General features: G+C 59.7%; 14 protein-coding genes. 2 read left to right on the top strand and 12 right to left on the bottom strand.

What is annotated here, in order from left to right; genetic code table 11:
- Positions 1-158 precede the first annotated feature (158 nt).
- From gndA to zwf, 4 genes are all read right to left on the bottom strand, one after another.
- Entirely contained in the window at positions 159-1,577 is a 1,419-nt protein-coding gene (gndA, locus tag ACFOTD_RS15640) for an NADP-dependent phosphogluconate dehydrogenase (protein WP_378120289.1), read from the bottom strand.
- Positions 1,578-1,650: 73 nt separating this feature from the next.
- Positions 1,651-2,316, bottom strand: coding sequence for a fructose-6-phosphate aldolase (gene fsa, locus ACFOTD_RS15635; RefSeq protein WP_090115946.1), 666 nt, complete (start codon positions 2,314-2,316; stop codon positions 1,651-1,653).
- 50 nt (positions 2,317-2,366) lie between these two features.
- The gene (gene tkt / locus ACFOTD_RS15630) at positions 2,367-4,352 is read right to left on the bottom strand and encodes a transketolase (protein ID WP_378120342.1); all 1,986 of its coding nucleotides are present in this window, start codon (positions 4,350-4,352) and stop codon (positions 2,367-2,369) included.
- Entirely contained in the window at positions 4,336-5,871 is a 1,536-nt protein-coding gene (gene zwf, locus ACFOTD_RS15625) for a glucose-6-phosphate dehydrogenase (protein ID WP_378120287.1), read from the bottom strand. Before zwf ends, tkt begins: the two co-directional genes overlap by 17 nt.
- 119 nt (positions 5,872-5,990) lie before the next feature.
- Here zwf and ACFOTD_RS15620 point away from each other — a divergent pair, with 119 nt between their 5' ends.
- Positions 5,991-6,869 carry a LysR family transcriptional regulator gene (locus ACFOTD_RS15620; protein WP_378120341.1) on the top strand — a complete coding sequence of 293 codons (879 nt, stop codon included), beginning with the start codon at positions 5,991-5,993 and terminating at the stop codon, positions 6,867-6,869.
- A gap of 354 nt (positions 6,870-7,223) precedes the next feature.
- Here the strand turns inward: ACFOTD_RS15620 and ACFOTD_RS15615 are convergent, their stop codons facing one another.
- The 4 genes from ACFOTD_RS15615 to ACFOTD_RS15600 all read right to left on the bottom strand — a co-directional run bounded on the left by ACFOTD_RS15615 (position 7,224) and on the right by ACFOTD_RS15600 (position 10,171).
- Entirely contained in the window at positions 7,224-7,607 is a 384-nt protein-coding gene (locus ACFOTD_RS15615) for a VOC family protein (RefSeq protein ID WP_378120285.1), read from the bottom strand.
- 103 nt (positions 7,608-7,710) lie between these two features.
- Positions 7,711-8,379: a MarR family winged helix-turn-helix transcriptional regulator gene (locus ACFOTD_RS15610; RefSeq protein ID WP_378120283.1), complete on the bottom strand. Its 669-nt coding sequence runs from the start codon at positions 8,377-8,379 to the stop codon at positions 7,711-7,713.
- 72 nt (positions 8,380-8,451) lie between these two features.
- The gene (locus ACFOTD_RS15605) at positions 8,452-8,952 is read right to left on the bottom strand and encodes a hypothetical protein (RefSeq protein WP_378120282.1); all 501 of its coding nucleotides are present in this window, start codon (positions 8,950-8,952) and stop codon (positions 8,452-8,454) included.
- A 262-nt stretch (positions 8,953-9,214) separates the two neighbouring features.
- Positions 9,215-10,171, bottom strand: coding sequence for a D-2-hydroxyacid dehydrogenase (locus ACFOTD_RS15600; protein WP_378120280.1), 957 nt, complete (start codon positions 10,169-10,171; stop codon positions 9,215-9,217).
- 148 nt (positions 10,172-10,319) lie between these two features.
- On the opposite strand from ACFOTD_RS15600, the gene ACFOTD_RS15595 reads away from it, so the two are divergent.
- A complete protein-coding gene (locus tag ACFOTD_RS15595; protein ID WP_378120278.1) occupies positions 10,320-11,024 on the top strand; it encodes an FHA domain-containing protein in 705 nt (234 codons plus the stop codon).
- Here the strand turns inward: ACFOTD_RS15595 and ACFOTD_RS15590 are convergent.
- From ACFOTD_RS15590 to ACFOTD_RS15575, 4 genes are all read right to left on the bottom strand, one after another.
- On the bottom strand, positions 10,990-13,065 hold the full coding sequence (locus ACFOTD_RS15590) for a penicillin-binding transpeptidase domain-containing protein (protein ID WP_378120276.1): 2,076 nt from the start codon (positions 13,063-13,065) through the stop codon (positions 10,990-10,992). The two genes, ACFOTD_RS15595 and ACFOTD_RS15590, sit on opposite strands and share 35 nt — an antisense overlap.
- Before the next feature lie 171 nt (positions 13,066-13,236).
- Positions 13,237-14,910: a DUF4091 domain-containing protein gene (locus tag ACFOTD_RS15585; RefSeq protein ID WP_378120274.1), complete on the bottom strand. Its 1,674-nt coding sequence runs from the start codon at positions 14,908-14,910 to the stop codon at positions 13,237-13,239.
- Positions 14,900-16,087, bottom strand: a complete 1,188-nt coding sequence (locus tag ACFOTD_RS15580) for a trans-sulfuration enzyme family protein (protein WP_378120272.1) — start codon at positions 16,085-16,087, stop codon at positions 14,900-14,902. The genes ACFOTD_RS15585 and ACFOTD_RS15580 overlap by 11 nt, the downstream gene beginning before the upstream one ends.
- Complete coding sequence (locus ACFOTD_RS15575) at positions 16,084-17,250, bottom strand: Gfo/Idh/MocA family protein (RefSeq protein WP_378120270.1); 1,167 nt, start codon at positions 17,248-17,250, stop codon at positions 16,084-16,086. Before ACFOTD_RS15575 ends, ACFOTD_RS15580 begins: the two co-directional genes overlap by 4 nt.
- Between the last annotated feature and the right edge of the window lies 1 nt (position 17,251).

The following is a 17,251-nucleotide window of genomic DNA, read 5'->3' as shown; positions in this document are numbered from 1 at the left end:
TAAAACAAAAGCCGAAAATCGGGAAACTGGACTAAAATAACTGCGCTTTTGCACCTATCCCGTCCCAAATGGCAGTCATAGGTAAAATTGGATGTATAATTGCAGGCATTACGTCGAAAGTACGACGCTAGCCCAACACCTGCGATCGTCTATTCCGATTATTGCTGGCCGCCGATCCATTGGAAATGGAAGCTGCCTTCGCGGTCAAGCCGCTCGAACGTGTGCGCGCCGAAGTAATCGCGCTGCGCTTGAAGCAGGTTGGCCGGCAAACGCTCCGTACGGTAGCTGTCGTAGTAGGCGAGCGCGGAGGCGAAGGCCGGTACCGGAATGCCTCTCGTAACGGCCGCGGCGACGACTTTGCGCCATGCGCCCTGATAGTCGCGAACGACGCCGCCGAAGTATTCGTCCAACAGCAGGTTTTGCAGCTCCGGATTGCGGTCGTATGCGTCCTTGATGTTCTGCAGGAAGCCGGCGCGGATAATGCATCCGCCTCTGAAGATCATGGCGATGCCGCCATAGTTCAGATCCCAGCCGTATGCGTCCGAAGCGGCGCGCATCTGCGCGAAGCCCTGGGCATAAGAAGCGATCTTGCTGGCGAAAAGCGCCTGGCGTACCGCTTCGATGAATTCGCGAGGATCGCCGTCGTAGCTCGAAGTCTCCGGACCGGTAAGCTTGCGGCTCGCGATCGCGCGCTCTTCCTTCATCGCCGACAGGAAGCGGGCGAAGACGGATTCGGTGATAATGGACAGCGGCACGCCCAGATCGAGCGAGCTTTGGCTCGTCCATTTGCCCGTTCCCTTTTGCCCCGCGGAATCGAGGATGACGTCTACCATCGGCTTGCCCGTCTCCGGATCGGTCTTGGAGAAGATGTCTGCCGTGATCTCGATCAGGTAGCTGTCCAGCTCGCCCTTGTTCCACTCGGCGAAAATCTCGTGCAGCTCGCCGGCGCCCAGACCCAGCACGTCCTTCAGCAAGTGATAGGCTTCGCCGATTAGCTGCATATCGCCGTACTCGATGCCGTTATGCACCATTTTGACATAGTGGCCTGCACCGTCGGCGCCAATATACGTCGAGCAAGGATCGCCGTTCACCTTGGCGGAGATCGCCGTCAGGATCGGCTCGACGAGCGCATAAGCGTCCTTTTGCCCGCCCGGCATAATCGCAGGACCGTTCAGTGCGCCCTCTTCCCCGCCGGATACGCCGGCTCCGATGAAGCGGAAGCCTTTTTCCTGCAGCGCCTTATTTCTGCGCTGCGTGTCCGGGAAGTACGCATTGCCGCCGTCGATCAAAATGTCGCCTTGATCGAGGTACGGTACCAGCTGCTCGATCGTATCGTCCGTCGGTTTGCCCGCTTTGACCATGATCAGGATCTTGCGCGGCGTCTCCAGCGATTGCACGAATTCTTCGACGCTGTACGCGCCGACGAAATTTTTCCCCTTCGCTTCTTCCAGCAGTTCCTTCGTCTTCTCTGGCGAACGGTTGTATACCGCGACCGAGAAGCCTTTGCTCTCGATGTTAAAGGCGAGATTTTTGCCCATTACCGCAAGTCCGACCACGCCGATTTGCTGCTTGCTCATCTTTCCCCATCCTCCTGTGCTTCATGCTCTCTCTATTTTTCAAACGCTATTTTAGCGGAACGCTTATCGCTGATTATTGAACCGCTTTTTTCCAGTCGGCCGCGAACTTTTCCATGCCCTGCTCGGTAAGCGGGTGCTTGGTGAGCTGCTCGATGACCGAGAAAGGAATCGTAGCGATATGCGCGCCTGCCATGGCGACACGGGTTACGTGGTCCGGATGGCGGACGGAAGCCGCGATGATCTGCGCGTCGAGGTTATGGATGCGGAACAGCTCCGCGATCTTCGCGACGAGCAGGACGCCGTCTTCGGAGATGTCGTCCAGGCGGCCCAGGAACGGAGATACATAGGTTGCGCCGGCGCGTGCGGCGAGCAATGCCTGGTTGACCGTGAAAATCAGCGTGACATTCGTCTTGACGCCTTTCTTGGTCAAATAGCGGCAAGCTTCGAGACCGGCCAGCGTCATCGGCAGCTTGATGGTGATGTTCTTGTCGTTGTTGTTGATCTTGATCAGCTCGTTGGCTTGGGCGATCATTTCTTCTGCCGTAAGGGCGTCCGGCGTTACTTCGGCGGATACCGATTCGACTTCGGGCACTTCCTTCAGAATCTCTTCAATGCGGTCTTCGAACTTAACGCCTTCCTTGGCAACCAGGGAAGGGTTCGTCGTAACGCCGGATAGTACGCCGATTTTGTACGCTTTTTTGATGTCGGCCAGGTTCGCGGTATCGATGAAAAACTTCATGATTCAAAAACCTCCATTATTTTTAAGTTTGGCTGTGCTGCCGTTACAAATTATAGCAGTTCTTTGGCGATGCGCACGACATTCGTTGCGGAAAAGCCGAAGTATTCCATAACCGCGCCGCCGGAGCCGGATGCCCCGAACGTGTCGATGGACAGTACTTTGCCGTCTTTGCCCACGTAACGGTCCCAGCCGAGCGAGATCCCCGCTTCGATGGACAACCGCTTCGTTACGGCATCGGGCAGTACGGATTGCTTGTAGTCATCCGGCTGACGGTCGAACAATTCGCGGCTCGGCATCGCCACGACGCGAACGGAGACACCGTCCTTCTCGAGCTCCGCTTTCGCGTTCACCGCGAGGGATACTTCCGAACCGGTGGCGATGAGAATAAGGTCCGGCTGTTCATTCGTCTCGGCCAGCACGTAAGCGCCCTTCGCGACTTGCTCGCGGTTCGCTTTCGTCTGTTCGTACGTCGGCAGATTTTGCCGGCTGAGGATCAGCGCTACAGGTCCTTTCTGTTGGGTCAGCGCATAAGCCCAGGCGTTTGCCGTCTCGTTGGCGTCCGACGGACGAATGACCGTCAGGCCCGGAATCGTGCGAAGCGCCGCCAGATGCTCGACCGGCTCATGCGTAGGGCCGTCTTCGCCGACGGCAATCGAGTCGTGCGTAAATACGTAGACGACCGGCAGCTTCTGCAGCGCGGCAAGTCTGATCGACGGGCGCAAATAATCGCTGAATACGAAAAACGTGCTGACGAAGGCATTGACGCCGCCATGCAGCGCCATACCGTTGCCGGCCGCGCCCATCGCATGCTCGCGGACGCCGAAGTACACGTTGCGGCCCGCGTAGGAATCGATCGCAAACTTGGGCTCGCCCTTGATGTCGGTCATCGTCGAATGCGACAGATCCGCGCTGCCGCCGAAGATGGACGGCACCTTTTTCACATAGTGGTTGATCGCTTCGCCGCTGGCTACGCGCGTCGAGATCGACTTCGCCGTATCGAACGTCAGAATGTCGGCGTCCTCAAGCGTGACCTTGCCGCTAATCGCGCCTGCCAGCTCCTGGCCGAGCGCCGGATGCGCCTCGCCGTAGGCGGCGAACAGCTTTTGCCAGGCTTCTTCTTTGGCGGCGCCCTTCCGATTCAGCAGCTCGAAGTGTCCGCGCACCTCGTCCGGCACCGTGAATTCCTCTTCGTATGCCCAACCGTAATTCAGTTTGGTCGACTTCGCTTCCTCGAGACCGAGCGGGTTGCCGTGAACCTTGTGAGTACCGGCCGCCTTGCTGCCGTAGCCGATGATCGTGCGGACCTCGATGAGCGTCGGCTGATCGCCGTGCGCCTTCGCCGCAGCGATGGCTGCCGAGATCGCCGCCAGATCGTTGCCGTCCTCGACGCGCAGGTACTGCCAGTTCGAGGATTCGGCGCGCTTTTGCACGTTTTCGCCGAAGCTGAGGTTCAGGTCCCCGTCCAGCGAGATGTCGTTGGAATCGTACAGCACGATTAGCTTGCCCAGCTTCATATGTCCGGCCATCGACATCGCTTCGTACGAGATGCCTTCCATCAGGCAGCCGTCGCCGACGAGCGCGAAGGTATGATGATCGACGACCGGGAAGCCAGACTGATTAAACTTCGAAGCCAGATGCGCTTCGGCCATTGCCATGCCGACCGCCATCGCGATCCCTTGGCCCAGCGGCCCTGTCGTCGCGTCGACGCCGTCCGTGTGGCCGAATTCGGGGTGGCCCGGCGTCTTGCTGTTGAGCTTGCGGAACTGCTTGAGGTCATCGATGGTTACTCCGTAGCCGAACAGATGAAGCAAGCTGTACAGCAGCGCGGAGCCATGTCCGGCCGACAGCACGAAGCGGTCGCGGTTGAACCACTTGGCGTTCGAAGGGTTGTGATTCAGATGTTCGGACCAGAGGGCGTACGCCATCGGCGCCGCTCCCATCGGCAGTCCGGGGTGACCGGAGTTGGCCGCGTTGATGGCGTCGATCGACAGCGTCCGGATCGTATCGACGGACAATTGTTCAATGGTTTGCGTGATAGGCATAATCTGCTCCTTCTTTATTATCGGATTTAGGCAGCGCTTCGGATTGTTCGTCGTACCACCAGTGATACCCGTCCTCGGCCAGCAAGGCGTCGGACTCCGCAGGTCCGTGGCTGCCGGCGGCGTAGCTGACCAGCGGCACCGTATTTTCCGCAAATGCGTCCAGCACCGGCTGCACCCATTCCCAGGACATCTCCACTTCGTCCCAATGCGCAAAGAACGTCGGATCGCCCTTCATGGCGTCGCCGATCAAGTTCTCGTAGGCTTCGGGAGAATCGGCCGGCGTCGAATGAAGGTCCACATGAATCGGCTTGAAGCCGCCGTTCGCTCCCGCTTCCTTCGTATTCAGCCTGAGCGTGATGCTCTCGCCGGGACCGATCTCGATGACAAGCAGGTTCGGCGCGACGCCGTCTTCTTCCGATTGCGACCAAGCCTGCTTCAGCGGTTCCTTGAACTCGACGACGATTCGCGTCGATTTTTTGTTCATGCGCTTGCCGGTGCGAATGTAGAACGGCACCCCGCGCCAATCGCCGTTGTCGATGCGAAGCCGGGCGGCGATGAACGTGTCGTTCATGGAGTCCGGCGCGATTCCCGGCTCGGACTTGTAGCCTTCGACCGGCTGTCCGCCGATGCTGCCTTCCGCGTATTGACCGCGCACGAGATGCAGGCCGACGTCCTCTTCCGCGACGGGGACCAGCGCCTCCATGATCTTTTTCTTTTTAAAACGAACCTTCTCGGAGCTGCTGTCGTAAGGCAGGTGGATCGCCGCCATCATGAGCAGCTGGAGCAGATGGTTCTGGAACATGTCGCGGATCGCGCCGACGTGATCGTAGTAACCTGCGCGCTCCTCCACGCCTACCGCTTCGCTGGCCGTAATTTGCACGTTGGCGATATACCGGTTGGTCCACAGCGCCTGGATCACGGGGTTGGCCTGCTGCAGCGATTCGAGGCGCTGCACGACCGGCTTGCCCAGGTAGTGGTCGATGCGGAAGATTTCTTCCTCGGCAAACGATTCGGACAGCTTCGCGTTCAGCGCGCGAGCGGACGGGAGATCGTGGCCGAACGGCTTTTCAATGACGAGCCGCTTCCAGCCGTCGGCGGAGCCAAGCCCGCTTGCGCGAATGTTGTCGGCGATCGGTTCGAAGTGCTCTGGTCCGACGGACAGATAGAACAAGCGGTTCGGCGGCATCTGCAGCGCTTGCTCGCGCGATTCGACGAGCGCCAGCAGCTTGCGGTAGTCCTCCTCGCGGCTGATGTCAAGCACGCTGTATCGGAAAGCCTCCAAGAAGGCGTTCAGCTGTTCCTTGTTGTCGGGCTCCGTTCTCGAAAACTGATATAACGAGCGTTCGACGGCGGCCTGGAAAACTTCGTCGGTCCATTCCCTTCTGCCGAGGCCGACGACGGAGAAGGCTTGCGGCAGCTTGCCGCGGATGAACAAGTTATAAAGGGCAGGATAGATTTTGCGCTTGGCCAAATCTCCTGTCGCACCGAATAGTACAAAGGTAGTCGGTTCCATCTTCCTTCTCCTTCCCCGAGCGAGGATTCGCTCTGGTTTCTGATTTGTATTTTCACTATAATACGAATCGAAGCCATACAAGTAATTAATATATTTCACAGGAGATATAGACCATGTCTATGGGTAACAATTACGAGCTTTACAAGGTGTTCTATTGGGCGGCCAAAACGGGGAGTTTGACGCAGGCGGCTAAGGCGCTATTTTTGACGCAGCCAAGCGTGAGTCATGCCATCAAGCAGCTTGAGGAAAGCTTCGGGGTTTCGCTGTTTTACCGCAATTCCAAAGGCGTCGAGCTGACGCAGGAAGGCATGGTCCTGTACTCGTACATCGAGCAATCGCAAATTCTGATCACGCTGGCCGAAGAGAAAATGGCCGCGCTTAAAAACTTGGACAGCGGCGAGCTTCGAATCGGCGGCAGCGATTCTTTGTTCAAGCATTACGTGCTGCCCTATCTGGAGCAGTTCCACAAGCGCCATCCCGGCGTGAAGCTGCATCTGAATCACGGCACGACGCCGGAGGTCATCACTTTTCTGAAGGAAGGCCGAATCGATCTGGGCGTCGTGCGCATGCCGATCGTCGATCCCCAGCTCCAGGTGACCGAGAGCTTTCAGCTGCAGGACTGCTTCGTCGCCGGCGCCAGGTATGCCGAGTTGAAAAACACGGTGCTGACGATCGATGCCCTGCTGCAGCATCCAATCATTTTGTTCTCGCGGAACAGCCGGGCCCGGATGACGATAACGGAGATTTTTCACAACTATGGTTACTCGATCAAGCCGGAGATCGAAGTCGGCAGCGTCGATCTGCTCATCGAATTCGCGAGGCGGGGGCTCGGTATCTCCTACGTAACCCGGGAGTTTGTTTCTAAAGAGCTTGAGGAAGGCTCGTTATTCGAGGTGGCCATCGACATTCCGCTGCCTCCGTCCCACGTCGGATTGTTAACGATGCGAAATATGCCGCTGTCCAGCGCGGCGCATGCGTTTATCGGCTTGGTGAAATAGAGAGTAAAGGCGAATGTGTTTAGGCGTGTGCGGGTTGGCGGTTGGCGGGTTGGCGGTTGGCGGTTGGCGGCTGGCGGGTTGGAACTTGGGTACTCAGAGCGGCTGGCGGACCGTGGGTCCGCTATTTGGCTGTTTTTCGGCTAATGCGCCCACTTAAGGACAGAGAATCCGCTAGCTGTGTCCATTCCCCGTATAAGTGCCGATTTCGCCTAACTTAGCGGATCCACGGTCCGTTGATCCTCTAAAATAGCCATAACCTCCAAAATAACGACGCTATGGTCCGCTTCAATCAAACAAACTCAACAAAAAACGAGCATGCAGGCAATATGTCTGCATGCTCGTTTATTAACCTCATTAAATACCTTGATTCAACTCGAGTATATTCCCCGCCGGATCCCGGAGATAGGCAACGCGGTGGCCCCACTCAGGCGTATCGCGTGGCGGTTGAACAAATGTAACGCCCTTTGACTGCAGCTTCTCGTATACAGCATCGATATCTCCTACTCGGAATACGAGCGCGACTTGGTCGCGGCCGCTGAACGGCATCGAAGCCGATCTCGCTTCAACCGGATCTTCTGCCATCGGCGTTTCGAGCGCGAAGCTGACGTCTCCCGTCGCAAACTCCGCAAACGGCGTCGTCTCGTCGCCGTAACGAACTTCAAGACCGATAACGTCGCGATAAAACAAAAAGCATTCGTGGATATTCGACGCCAGCAGTCGAACATGTGAGAGCTTCAAGCCCATCCTCCGCCCTTCGTTTCGGATGACTCCAGTCTAACATGCCCCGCCAGCAACCGTTTCTTTTCGATTGCTCAATTCGATCAGATAGCAGTCCGTCAAATCAAAACGAATCCCGGCCCGGTCTCGGGCGGAGACCCCAGCCTTCTCCGCCAAGCGTGGGTCTGCGATGGCGTCCGCCATTCGGATCGAAGCCGTGTCCTCTTCCGCGTTCCGGATGTTCGCCGTATCCTCTTCCGTGTGGATCGAAGCCCCGAGGTCCGAAGCCATGCCCGTGAAGTCCTCTCCCTCCGCGCCGATCGTCGTCACGTCCATCCTGACCATCCGTTCCGACCAATTGCCGCTCCAGCTCCCCGATCAACCGGTCCAGGTACTCGCCCATCGTTCGCTGCTCCTCCTCGCTGAGGCACTCGAACAGTTTGTTATGGTTCTCCTGCTGCTTTTCCATTTCTTCGGCTGCCTGCGAGCCCGCTTCCGTCAGCTTCACGTTCATTACCCGGCGGTCTTGCTCGGACGGCATCCGGGTAATATACCCGTTGCGTTCCAGCTTGCCGAGCAGCTCGCCCAGCGATTGATTGCGCATATCCAGCAAATACGACAGCTCCTTTTGGGTGATTTCCGGCTTTAGCTTGAGCAGCGACAGAACGCGTCCTTGCCCGCGAAGCGGGTCGCCGCCCCCCGCGCCTTCTCTCAGCAAATGATGTTGATAACGACGCAGTAATATGACGATCCGGAACAATTGCTCCATTAAATTCGATTGACTATTTTCCATGGCGATAGCCTCCTACATTTTATTCAGGGGCCTGATAATCAGGTGCCTTGTTTTTATAATACAGGTACCTTATTAATTAGTCAAACCCTTATTAGCCATAAAAAAAGCCTCGCCGAAATCGGCAAGACTCAGATAAGCTTGGATAGGGCACATCGATCGAAAAGCTAAGGCTCTAACCATCGCATCCCCTCTCAAACAGAAGGCGATGAGCGCCACGGAAGTTCCACCCGCCGCATCCCCTCTCGTACAGAAGGCGATGAGCGCCACGGAGGCTCTAACCGCCGCATCCCCTCTCGTACAGAAGGCGATGAGCGCCACGGAAGTTCCACCCGCCGCATCCCCTCTCGTACAGAAGGCGATGAGCGCCACGGAGGTTCCAACCGCCGCATCCCCTCTCGTACAGAAGGCGATGAGCGCCACGGAGGCTCTAACCGCCGTATCCCCTCTCGTACAGAAGGCGATGAGCGCCACGGAGGTTCCAACCGCCGCATCCCCTCTCGTGTAGAAGGCGATGAGCGCCACGGAGGTTCCAACCGCCGCATCCCCTCTCGTACAGAAGGCGATGAGCGCCACGGAGGTTCCACCCGCCGCATCCCCTCTCGTACAGAAGGCGATGAGCGCCACGGAAGTTCACTCGCCGCATCCCCTCTCGTACAGAAGGCGATGAGCGCCACGGAAGCTCCAACCGCCGCATCCCCTCTCGTACAGAAGGCGATGCGCACTTCAAAGGCTCTAAGCGTCGCATCCCCTCTCGTACAGAAGGCGATGAGCGCCACGGAGGCTCCAACCGCCGCATCCCCTCTCGTATAGAAGGCGATGCGCGCCTTCCCGCCCCTCACACGACCCGATTGGCCGTCTTCCCGGCCAGAAACGCCTCCAGATTGCTGACGGCGATCGCCATCAGCCGCTCCCGCGCTTCCCGCGTCGCCCACGCCTGATGCGGCGTAATGATGCAGTTGACGGCGGACAGCAGCGGATGATCGGCCGGCGGCGGCTCCGCGGACAATACGTCCAGCCCCGCGCCTGCGATGCCGCCGGCGTTCAGGCAGTCGGCGAGATCCTTCTCCGCGATCAAGCGTCCGCGTGCCGTGTTGATCAGGAAAGCGGATTGCTTCATCCTCGCGAGACTGTCGCGGTTGATCAGCTCCTCCGTATCCGGCGTGAGCGGGCAGTGCAGGCTGACTACATCCGATTTTCCCAGCAACTCGGGCAAGGATACCCACTCGAAGCCTTCGAACGGAGGCGCCCCGTCGGGATGACGCTTGTACGCGGCGACCTTCATGCCGAAGGCGTGCGCAATACGCGCAACCGCTTCGCCGATGCGGCCGTAGCCGACGATGCCGAGCGTCTTCCCGCTCAGCTCCGTGAGCGGCGTTTTCCAATAGCTGAAATCCGGGCTGCCCGCCCATTCTCCAGCCTTGACGGAGCGATCGTGCATTCCCGCATGCTGACAAAGCTCAAGGAGCAAGGCGAATACGGATTGCGCGACGGAATCCGTCCCGTACCCCGGGACGTTCGTAACGGCGACGCCTCGCTCGCCAGCCGCCCGGACGTCGACGATATCGTAACCGGTTGCCAGCACGCCGATATATTCGAGCGCAGGCAGCTTTGCCAGCAGCTCGGCACGGATCGGCGTCTTGTTAGTCAGCACGATGCGCGCATCGCGCGCCCGCTCCTCCGCGAGCTCCGGCGCCGTACGGTCGTATACCTCCACTTGGCCCAGACGCTCGAAATCCCTCCAGGACTGATCGCCAGGATTTAGCGTATAGCCGTCTAGCACGACGATTTTCATAATGATCATCTCCCTTTCCAGCGGGTCCGCATCACTGCGGCTCCATCCAGCGATGACGGGACGGCACAGGACGTAACCTGCAGGCCTCATCGCACGTCTTATTTACAGCATAATCTCAGAATCTGTAAAAATCGAGGTGCAGAAAAAAATGAATCCATCCCCTTGCCTCGTCGTCATTCGCGGCTATCCCTACGACGAGGGTACCGTTCTGGCACTGGAACGGCCGAACGTCGTTCTGGGCCGCAAGGACGCCGAGTGGGCGCCCGATATCGGGTTCGACAATGCCTATGTGTCCAGAAAACATGCCGGAATCGTTTGCGAAAAAGGAATCTGCACATTGACGGACTTTGGCAGCAAGCACGGTACCACGGTAAACGGCACCCGGGCGTTGCCATTCAAACCCGTCATCCTGCGGGCCTCCGACACCGTCGCCTTTTCCAAAGGCTCGGTTTGCCTGGCTTTTTCCAGCCGGGCGTTGGAAGAAACGCTGGAGCTCCAGATCGAGCGCGAAAAACCGATACAGCCCGGCACCGGTAAGGACGACTACGCACTGGATCCGGTCAGGCAAGCGCTCACCGTTAGCGACACGACCTACCCGTTTACCGACAAAGAATACAAATGCATCGAGCTGCTCCTGCGCAAGGAGCGGAGATTCGTCGGCAAAGAGGAAATCGCCCGCTGCGTATGGCCCGAACGAACCGGCAAGGACGGGAGCCCGGCGGCCGGATCGGAAGAGATCAACTCTCTTCTGTACCGTATCCGCAAAAAAACGGGTCCCGTCCTCTCCATCGAAAACGTGCGCGGCAAAGGGTTCGTGCTCAGCCTTTCATCGCTTGCTGAAAAATCCGTTTGACCTTCGGCGTGACATAGGTGCTGCCGCCGCGCCCGTTGACGTCTTCGACCATGACGGCGAGCAGCAGCTTGGGATCGTTCGCGTCAAAGCCGACGAACCAGCCGTTTTCCTCGCCCTTTACGCCTTTGGTCGCCTTGAGCTCGGCCGTGCCCGTCTTGCCGGCGATCGCCGCCCCTTGAATATAGGCGCCGTGACCGACGCCCTCCGGACTCGCCACCGCCTGAACGAGATCCTTCTTCAAAAGCTCTGCCGACTCGGGCGTCATCGCGGCCGCCTTCCAGATCTGCGGCGAATCCGGATCGTCCTCCAGCGTCAAGCGAGGATAGGCGATATTACCGCCGTTGACGATCGCCGAAAAAGCAAGCGCCACGTGAAGCGAAGTCATCGTCACTTCGCCTTGGCCGTAGCCCGAGTCCGCGAGCTGAATCTCATTCTTGAGACCCTTATTGGACAGCTGTGATTTGGCCAGCGGATAGACGATCGGAATCGCTTCCCCGATGCCGAACTTGGCGACGTCCTCCGCGAACTTGTCCTTGCCGAGCGCGAGCGCCGCCTGCGCGAAGTAGATGTTGTCCGAGTACGTGAGCGCCTTGGACAAGTCGACCGGATTGACGGCATGAACCCGCTTCACGTAATAGCTGCCCCACGAGCCGTCCTTCGTCCATTTCATGCCGGAAATCTCGACGGCCTTATCCGGATCGAGCGTTCCCTCGTCCAGTCCGATCGCCGCCGTGACGAGCTTGAACGACGAGCCGGGCGCGTAGCCTTTGGAAAAGCGGTTCAGGAACGGATGACGCGGATCGTCGTTCCAGGCCGCATACTGCTTGGAGGACAAGCCGCGCACGAAGGCGTTCGGATCGTAGGACGGGCTGCTGAGCAGCGCCAGCACCTCGCCGGTCCGGGGCTCAATCGCCGCAGCCGACGACGCATCCGCTTTAACCTCCTCGTAAATCGTTTTTTGCAGGCCTGCGTCCACGGTCAGTTGAAACGACGTTCCCGGCTCAGCCGGCTTCTCGGCAAGCACGGCCTTCCGCTGGCCGCCGGCGTCCTCGATCGCGACGACGACGCCGTCCGTTCCTCTCAGCTTGTCCTCAAGCACCTGCTCCAGTCCCGCTTTGCCGATGACGTCGCCGGTCTTGTAGCCTTTGTCCTTGAGACGCTCCAGCTGCTCGGCATTGATCTCTCCGACGTACCCGGTCAAATGGGCCGCGGCTTCGCCGAGCGGATATTCGCGCAGCTTTTTTTGCTGAAAGGTGACGCCGGGCACGCCGTCGAAAACATCCATTTCGGCTTCGTCCACGATGCCGATCGGTACGAACAGGCCCGGCTTGACCCAGGAAGCGCCAAGCTTGCGGTCAATATCGGCCACGGTAATGCCAAGCTTCGCGGCTACCTTGGCTTTGACGGCCGCGGGGTCGTCCCCGAGCTGCCCGGGAATGATGCCAAGCTGCGGCGCAGTACCGTTAACGGCAAGCCCTTCGCCCGTGCGGTCGACGATCTCGCCCCGTTCGGAGGCCAGCGTCTGTACCCGCACTTTGTCACCGTCCTTCATCTCGGGGAAAATCATCGACGAATCCCAGTCGATCCGCCACTTCTGCTCCTCGCCGTCCAGCGTTTTCCTCGCCGTGCCCTCGTGCTTGAACGTCACGGGCCCGGCGACCGTTTCCATTTGAACGGCATACTGGAATTTCTGGACGACAGGAGCAGTCGAAGCGGTAGAGGCCGGCGAACTTGATGGCGAACTTGCCGGCGCCGGAGAGACGTCCTCGACTTCAAGCTTGGCAGCCTTGATGCCCTCGTAAATTTTGCCGTAGCGTTCGGCGAATTGCTCCGCGGTCTGCTTGCCCCGGGCATCGGGCGTCAGCATCGCGTACATGCCCGCATAATCGAGCTGCTGCCATTCCTTAAGATAGGCGCCGATCGCGTCTTCGGCCGTCGGCTCCGGCGTCGGTTCCGGCTTCAGGTTGTTGGCGCCGCCCTTGCAACCGCTTAGCACAGTCAAAACCAGCAGGGCCGCTATCGCCCCTTTGCGTATGATCATTTTTCCGCCTCCCGGCTCGAGTTGTCCGCTAACGACGCTGCTTCGACCGCTTTAACATGCAATCGATTCTACTGCTATCATAGAGCGGCAACTCTTTCCATTCAATAGAAGAAAAATGATAGACGGCTGATAAGCGCAAATCCAAGCTGCTTCGAACGCTAAACGACGCTGTTACCGGTTAAAATCCCGGATCGCCTGATTGATTCGCTCCCGCTTGCGCAGCAGCCAGTCGGCGTCGCGCGGATATGCGGCAAAGGTCAGCGGTTCTTCGAGTCCGCCTTCCATCAGCGCCGTCGCCGCCTCTCGGCCGGCCAATGTCTCGAGCAGCCGCAGGGCGCGCAGATCCTGCAGCGCCTCGCGCACGACCTTGATCCGGATCGATTCGATCGGATCCTCCCCTTCTCTCCCCGGATACACCAGGAAGGCGTCGCCCGACGGAAATGCGCCGTCCGCGTCGGTCACCTCGAACGGCCGGATCGGGCGCTCCGAATACTGCGCGTACCAGAAGTTGAAGCCCCAGTGCAGGAAGCCCTTGATTCCGTACTTGTATAGCTGCAAGCCGAGAATGCGGCTGCGGGCGGAAGGCATGTCGAAAAAGCGGTTGGCGACGTCCTTGTACTGCGCGCAGCAGTAATACGTCCACAGATCCGGCACGCCGGCCGCCAGAAACGGATCGATCCGGTCGTTCGCAGGGATCGGCTGCCCGACCAGCCCCAACTCGTAAAATGCGAAGTCGGACAGCGCATCGATGATCGGAAACCCGGGCAAATGCTTGCGCATGATCGCGGCGGCGGCGCGGTACGACTCGACGTCGGCTTCGTGCGGCTCGTCGGATACATGGAAATAAACGCGGTCCTGCAGACCGCGATCACGGATATAATCGACAAGCTCGGGGAGGAAGGCTTCGAGAAAACGGCGGTAAGGCTCGCCGGCCGCATCGGTATGCCAGCCGAACAGCTTGACCGGCACGCCCTCCGCCAGCGCCTCGATCTTAGGCGCATGCTTTGCGCCCCACTGGGTGAACAAATGGGAGAATTCGAAGTAACGGATGCCCTTGCGAAGCCCCAGCTCGATCCAGCGGGTCAGCTTGTCGAAGCCGAAGCGGTAAGCCTCTCCGTCCAGCCGTACGTCGATCAGCTGCACCGTCGGCCGCTCCCCGCCGATCGCCGTATCGAGCGGCGGCGTGAACAGCGGCGTGAGCAGCATGTTCATGCCATGCGCCGCCGCCGTACCGACGTACGATTCGATCAACGCCCAGTGCCGCTCGCCGAATATATCGACGCCGTATTCCGTCGCGAGACAATCGGCGTGCAGCCACTCCGTATGGATCAGCTGCTGCTCCGGCAGCTCGGCCGGCACGACCTCCAGCGCGAAAACTTCATGTCCCAGCGCATCGCCGTCTTCGGAGACAAACGCGATCTCGATCGCATGGGCGCCCGCACGGGTGTCGCTGCCGACCGCGATCTCGATCCATAGCGATCGCCACTGACGCGGGGGCGCCTTGATCGTGTCGTCCCGGCCGAGCGGGAGCAGCGGATCCGGATATAGCCCCGGCACGCCGCGCAAAATACCTTCGTCCGGATCGCCGTAGCACGGCAGCGCGGACGGCGCGAGTCCGACGGCTTTGACGACGATCTTGCCTTCAAGCCCGGGCGCCGCGACCTTCACGCGAACGCGCGCAGCCCTTGTCAGATCCGGCGCCCGATAGGCGACCTGGAACGAATAAAATTCTCCCCGCAGCGCGGTACCCGTTCCGAAGCGTTCGTCCGGCGCTAGCGATGCGTCCGGGAACACCTTGGCGAGCGAGCTTAAACAACGGGTTTCAAACGCGATCTTACCCGACATTCTCCTGTACCTCCTCTTGAGAATCGAAACCCGCCGCGCGGAACCCGCGCGCCAAGTCTGCGATCAGCTCGGCCGGCTCCTCCAGCCCGACATACAGCCGCACGACGGGCCGCGTCGTGCGCGGCCGTCCCGCAGCGCCTTCCTGAAGCGAGACCAGGCTTTCGTAGCCGCCCCAGCTAAAGCCGATGCGAAAATAAGCGAGCGAATCGACGAACCGCTCCAGTCGTTCCCGATCCGTGCCGGCCTCGAACGAGAGCAGTCCACCGAAACCCGACATTTGCGACTTTGCAAGCGCGTGCTGCGGATGCGAGGCCAATCCCGGATGGCGGACGCCATCGACGTAAGGCAGCGATGCCAGATATTCGGCCACGGCGAAGCCGCCTGCTTGATGACGCTCCATCCGCAGCGGAAGCGTGCGAAGTCCGCGCATGATCGCTGCGGCCGTCTGCGGCAGCATGACCGCCCCCAGAAGGACGAGCTCGCTTCGGCTCAGCGCCAGAATCGCTTCCGCGCTGCCGACGACGGCGCCGCCCATCGCGTCGCTGTGTCCGCCCGCGTACTTGGTGAGCGAGTGAACGACCAGATCGACGCCGAGCGCGAGCGGGTTCTGATAGCACGGCGTCGCCCAAGTATTGTCAATGATCGTGCGAATCCCCCGCTCCCGCGCCAGCGATGCGCAACGGCGCAAATCCTGCAGCTCAAACATCAGGCTGGTCGGACTCTCCAGATAGAGCAGCTTCGTCTCCGGCCGGATCGCCGAGAAGATATCGTCGATATCGGCGCCGTCGACGAAGCTCGTCTCGATTCCAAGCCGCTTCAGGTAGCTGCCCATCAGCGCGCGCGCCGGCCCGTAAGCTTGATCGACGCATACGATATGATCGCCCGCGTTCACGGATGACAGCACGGCCGCCGAGATTGCGCCCATGCCCGTAGCGAAGCAGCGCGCGCGCTCCCCGCCCTCCAGCTCCGCGAGCCTGTCCTCGAGCGCGCGGACGGTCGGATTGTTGCCGCGCGAATAAATGAAGGCGTCAACGTCTCCTCCCGCGCGCTCCATATCTGCGACGTTCAAAAACGTGAACAGGCTGCTGTCGTAAATGGGGGTGTGCACGGCGCCGAAGTGCCGTTCGTCATGGGCGTCATGCGTCACGGCGGAATGCATCGACATGCCGCTCTTCATATCGCGGCCCCCGCCGTCATGGCAGGGATGCCCCGGAAGGCATCGCTCTTCGACGACCGCTCGGCTTCGAGGCAGGTCAGCGCGCTCCTGATGCCCATGGAGAGCGGCGTCGCCGATTTTTCTTGGCCTGTCATAACGCCGATGAAGTTAAGCGCCAGCGCCGAATCCCCGCCGAAGTGCGGCAGCTCGGCCGCTTCCAGTTTATAATTTTCTACCCGCCGCGTATGGTGCATGAATACGTTAACCTCGTCGCGGTAAAAGTCGAACTCAGCCGTGCCCTCATAGCCAATGAGCCGGACGCCGCGCCGGGCGGCCGCTTTGCGCGAGTAGAAGTTCTGCGAGTAGACCGCATGCATGCCCGACGCGTAACGGATAAGCACGCTCGCCGAATCGTGATTGCCCGTATCGACCGCGAACGCGCACTGATCGCCGGTCACCTCTTCGTCCCTGAACCGCTTCAGCACGTACGGACTTTCCGGACAGACGCGATTGTCCGCGCAGTCGCCGCAGCGCAAGCCTGCCGGCTTGTCTCCCTTGAAAACCTGCTTAGATGCCATCGCGGCGACCGATACCGGCTGCTGGCCGATCAAGTAATTCAGACAGTCCAGATCGTGCGTCGCCTTCTGCAAAAAAAGGCCGCCGGTCTCTGCTTCGTCCCGGTACCAGCTGTGATAGTAGACGCCGCCGTAAGGCACGTTATTGACGGCTTGGGCATGCTCGATCGTCCCAAGCCGTCCCGAATCTACGATCTCCCTGGTCAGCTTGACGATCGGGGTGTTGCGCAGCGGGAACGAGACGATGACTTCCGAACGGGACGCTTCCTCGGCCTCCGACAGCAGCTGCAAATCCGCGAACGTGATCCCGACGGGCTTCTCGAGGAAAAGCGGCAGATTGCGCTGCATGACCTTGACAGCCATCTCGGCGTGAAGCGCGCAGCGGGTACCGATCATGACGCCGTCAAGCGCCTCTTGCGCCAGCATCTCGTCCGCGTCCTCATAAAAGCGCACGTCCGGCGCCTCGATTCCTTTTTCCGCGAGGAGCCTCGCGGCCTTGGCGGTGTCGATATCCGCGATCGCAGCCACTTCGACGCCCGCATCCAGCTCCAATAACCGATCGAGAAAATAGTGCATCCGCGTGCCGTAGCCGATGATTCCGATTTTCATT

The organism is Cohnella sp. GCM10012308 (genome assembly GCF_042649185.1).
In the GTDB taxonomy this organism is placed as follows: domain Bacteria; phylum Bacillota; class Bacilli; order Paenibacillales; family Paenibacillaceae; genus Cohnella.
Note: the sequence above shows the minus strand (reverse complement) of the source record. Positions and strands in the feature narration are given on the sequence as shown.

Bases quoted from the DNA above. Each gene is read 5' to 3' on its own strand.
- gndA (WP_378120289.1), bottom strand. From the start codon at position 1,577: ATGAGCAAGCAGCAAATCGGCGTGGTCGGACTTGCGGTAATGGGCAAA.
- fsa (WP_090115946.1), bottom strand. From the start codon at position 2,316: ATGAAGTTTTTCATCGATACCGCGAACCTGGCCGACATCAAAAAAGCG.
- zwf (WP_378120287.1), bottom strand. From the start codon at position 5,871: ATGGAACCGACTACCTTTGTACTATTCGGTGCGACAGGAGATTTGGCC.
- ACFOTD_RS15620 (WP_378120341.1), top strand. From the start codon at position 5,991: ATGGGTAACAATTACGAGCTTTACAAGGTGTTCTATTGGGCGGCCAAA.
- ACFOTD_RS15610 (WP_378120283.1), bottom strand. From the start codon at position 8,379: ATGGAAAATAGTCAATCGAATTTAATGGAGCAATTGTTCCGGATCGTC.
- ACFOTD_RS15600 (WP_378120280.1), bottom strand. From the start codon at position 10,171: ATGAAAATCGTCGTGCTAGACGGCTATACGCTAAATCCTGGCGATCAG.
- ACFOTD_RS15595 (WP_378120278.1), top strand. From the start codon at position 10,320: ATGAATCCATCCCCTTGCCTCGTCGTCATTCGCGGCTATCCCTACGAC.
- ACFOTD_RS15590 (WP_378120276.1), bottom strand. From the start codon at position 13,065: ATGATCATACGCAAAGGGGCGATAGCGGCCCTGCTGGTTTTGACTGTG.
- ACFOTD_RS15585 (WP_378120274.1), bottom strand. From the start codon at position 14,910: ATGTCGGGTAAGATCGCGTTTGAAACCCGTTGTTTAAGCTCGCTCGCC.
- ACFOTD_RS15580 (WP_378120272.1), bottom strand. From the start codon at position 16,087: ATGAAGAGCGGCATGTCGATGCATTCCGCCGTGACGCATGACGCCCAT.
- ACFOTD_RS15575 (WP_378120270.1), bottom strand. From the start codon at position 17,250: ATGAAAATCGGAATCATCGGCTACGGCACGCGGATGCACTATTTTCTC.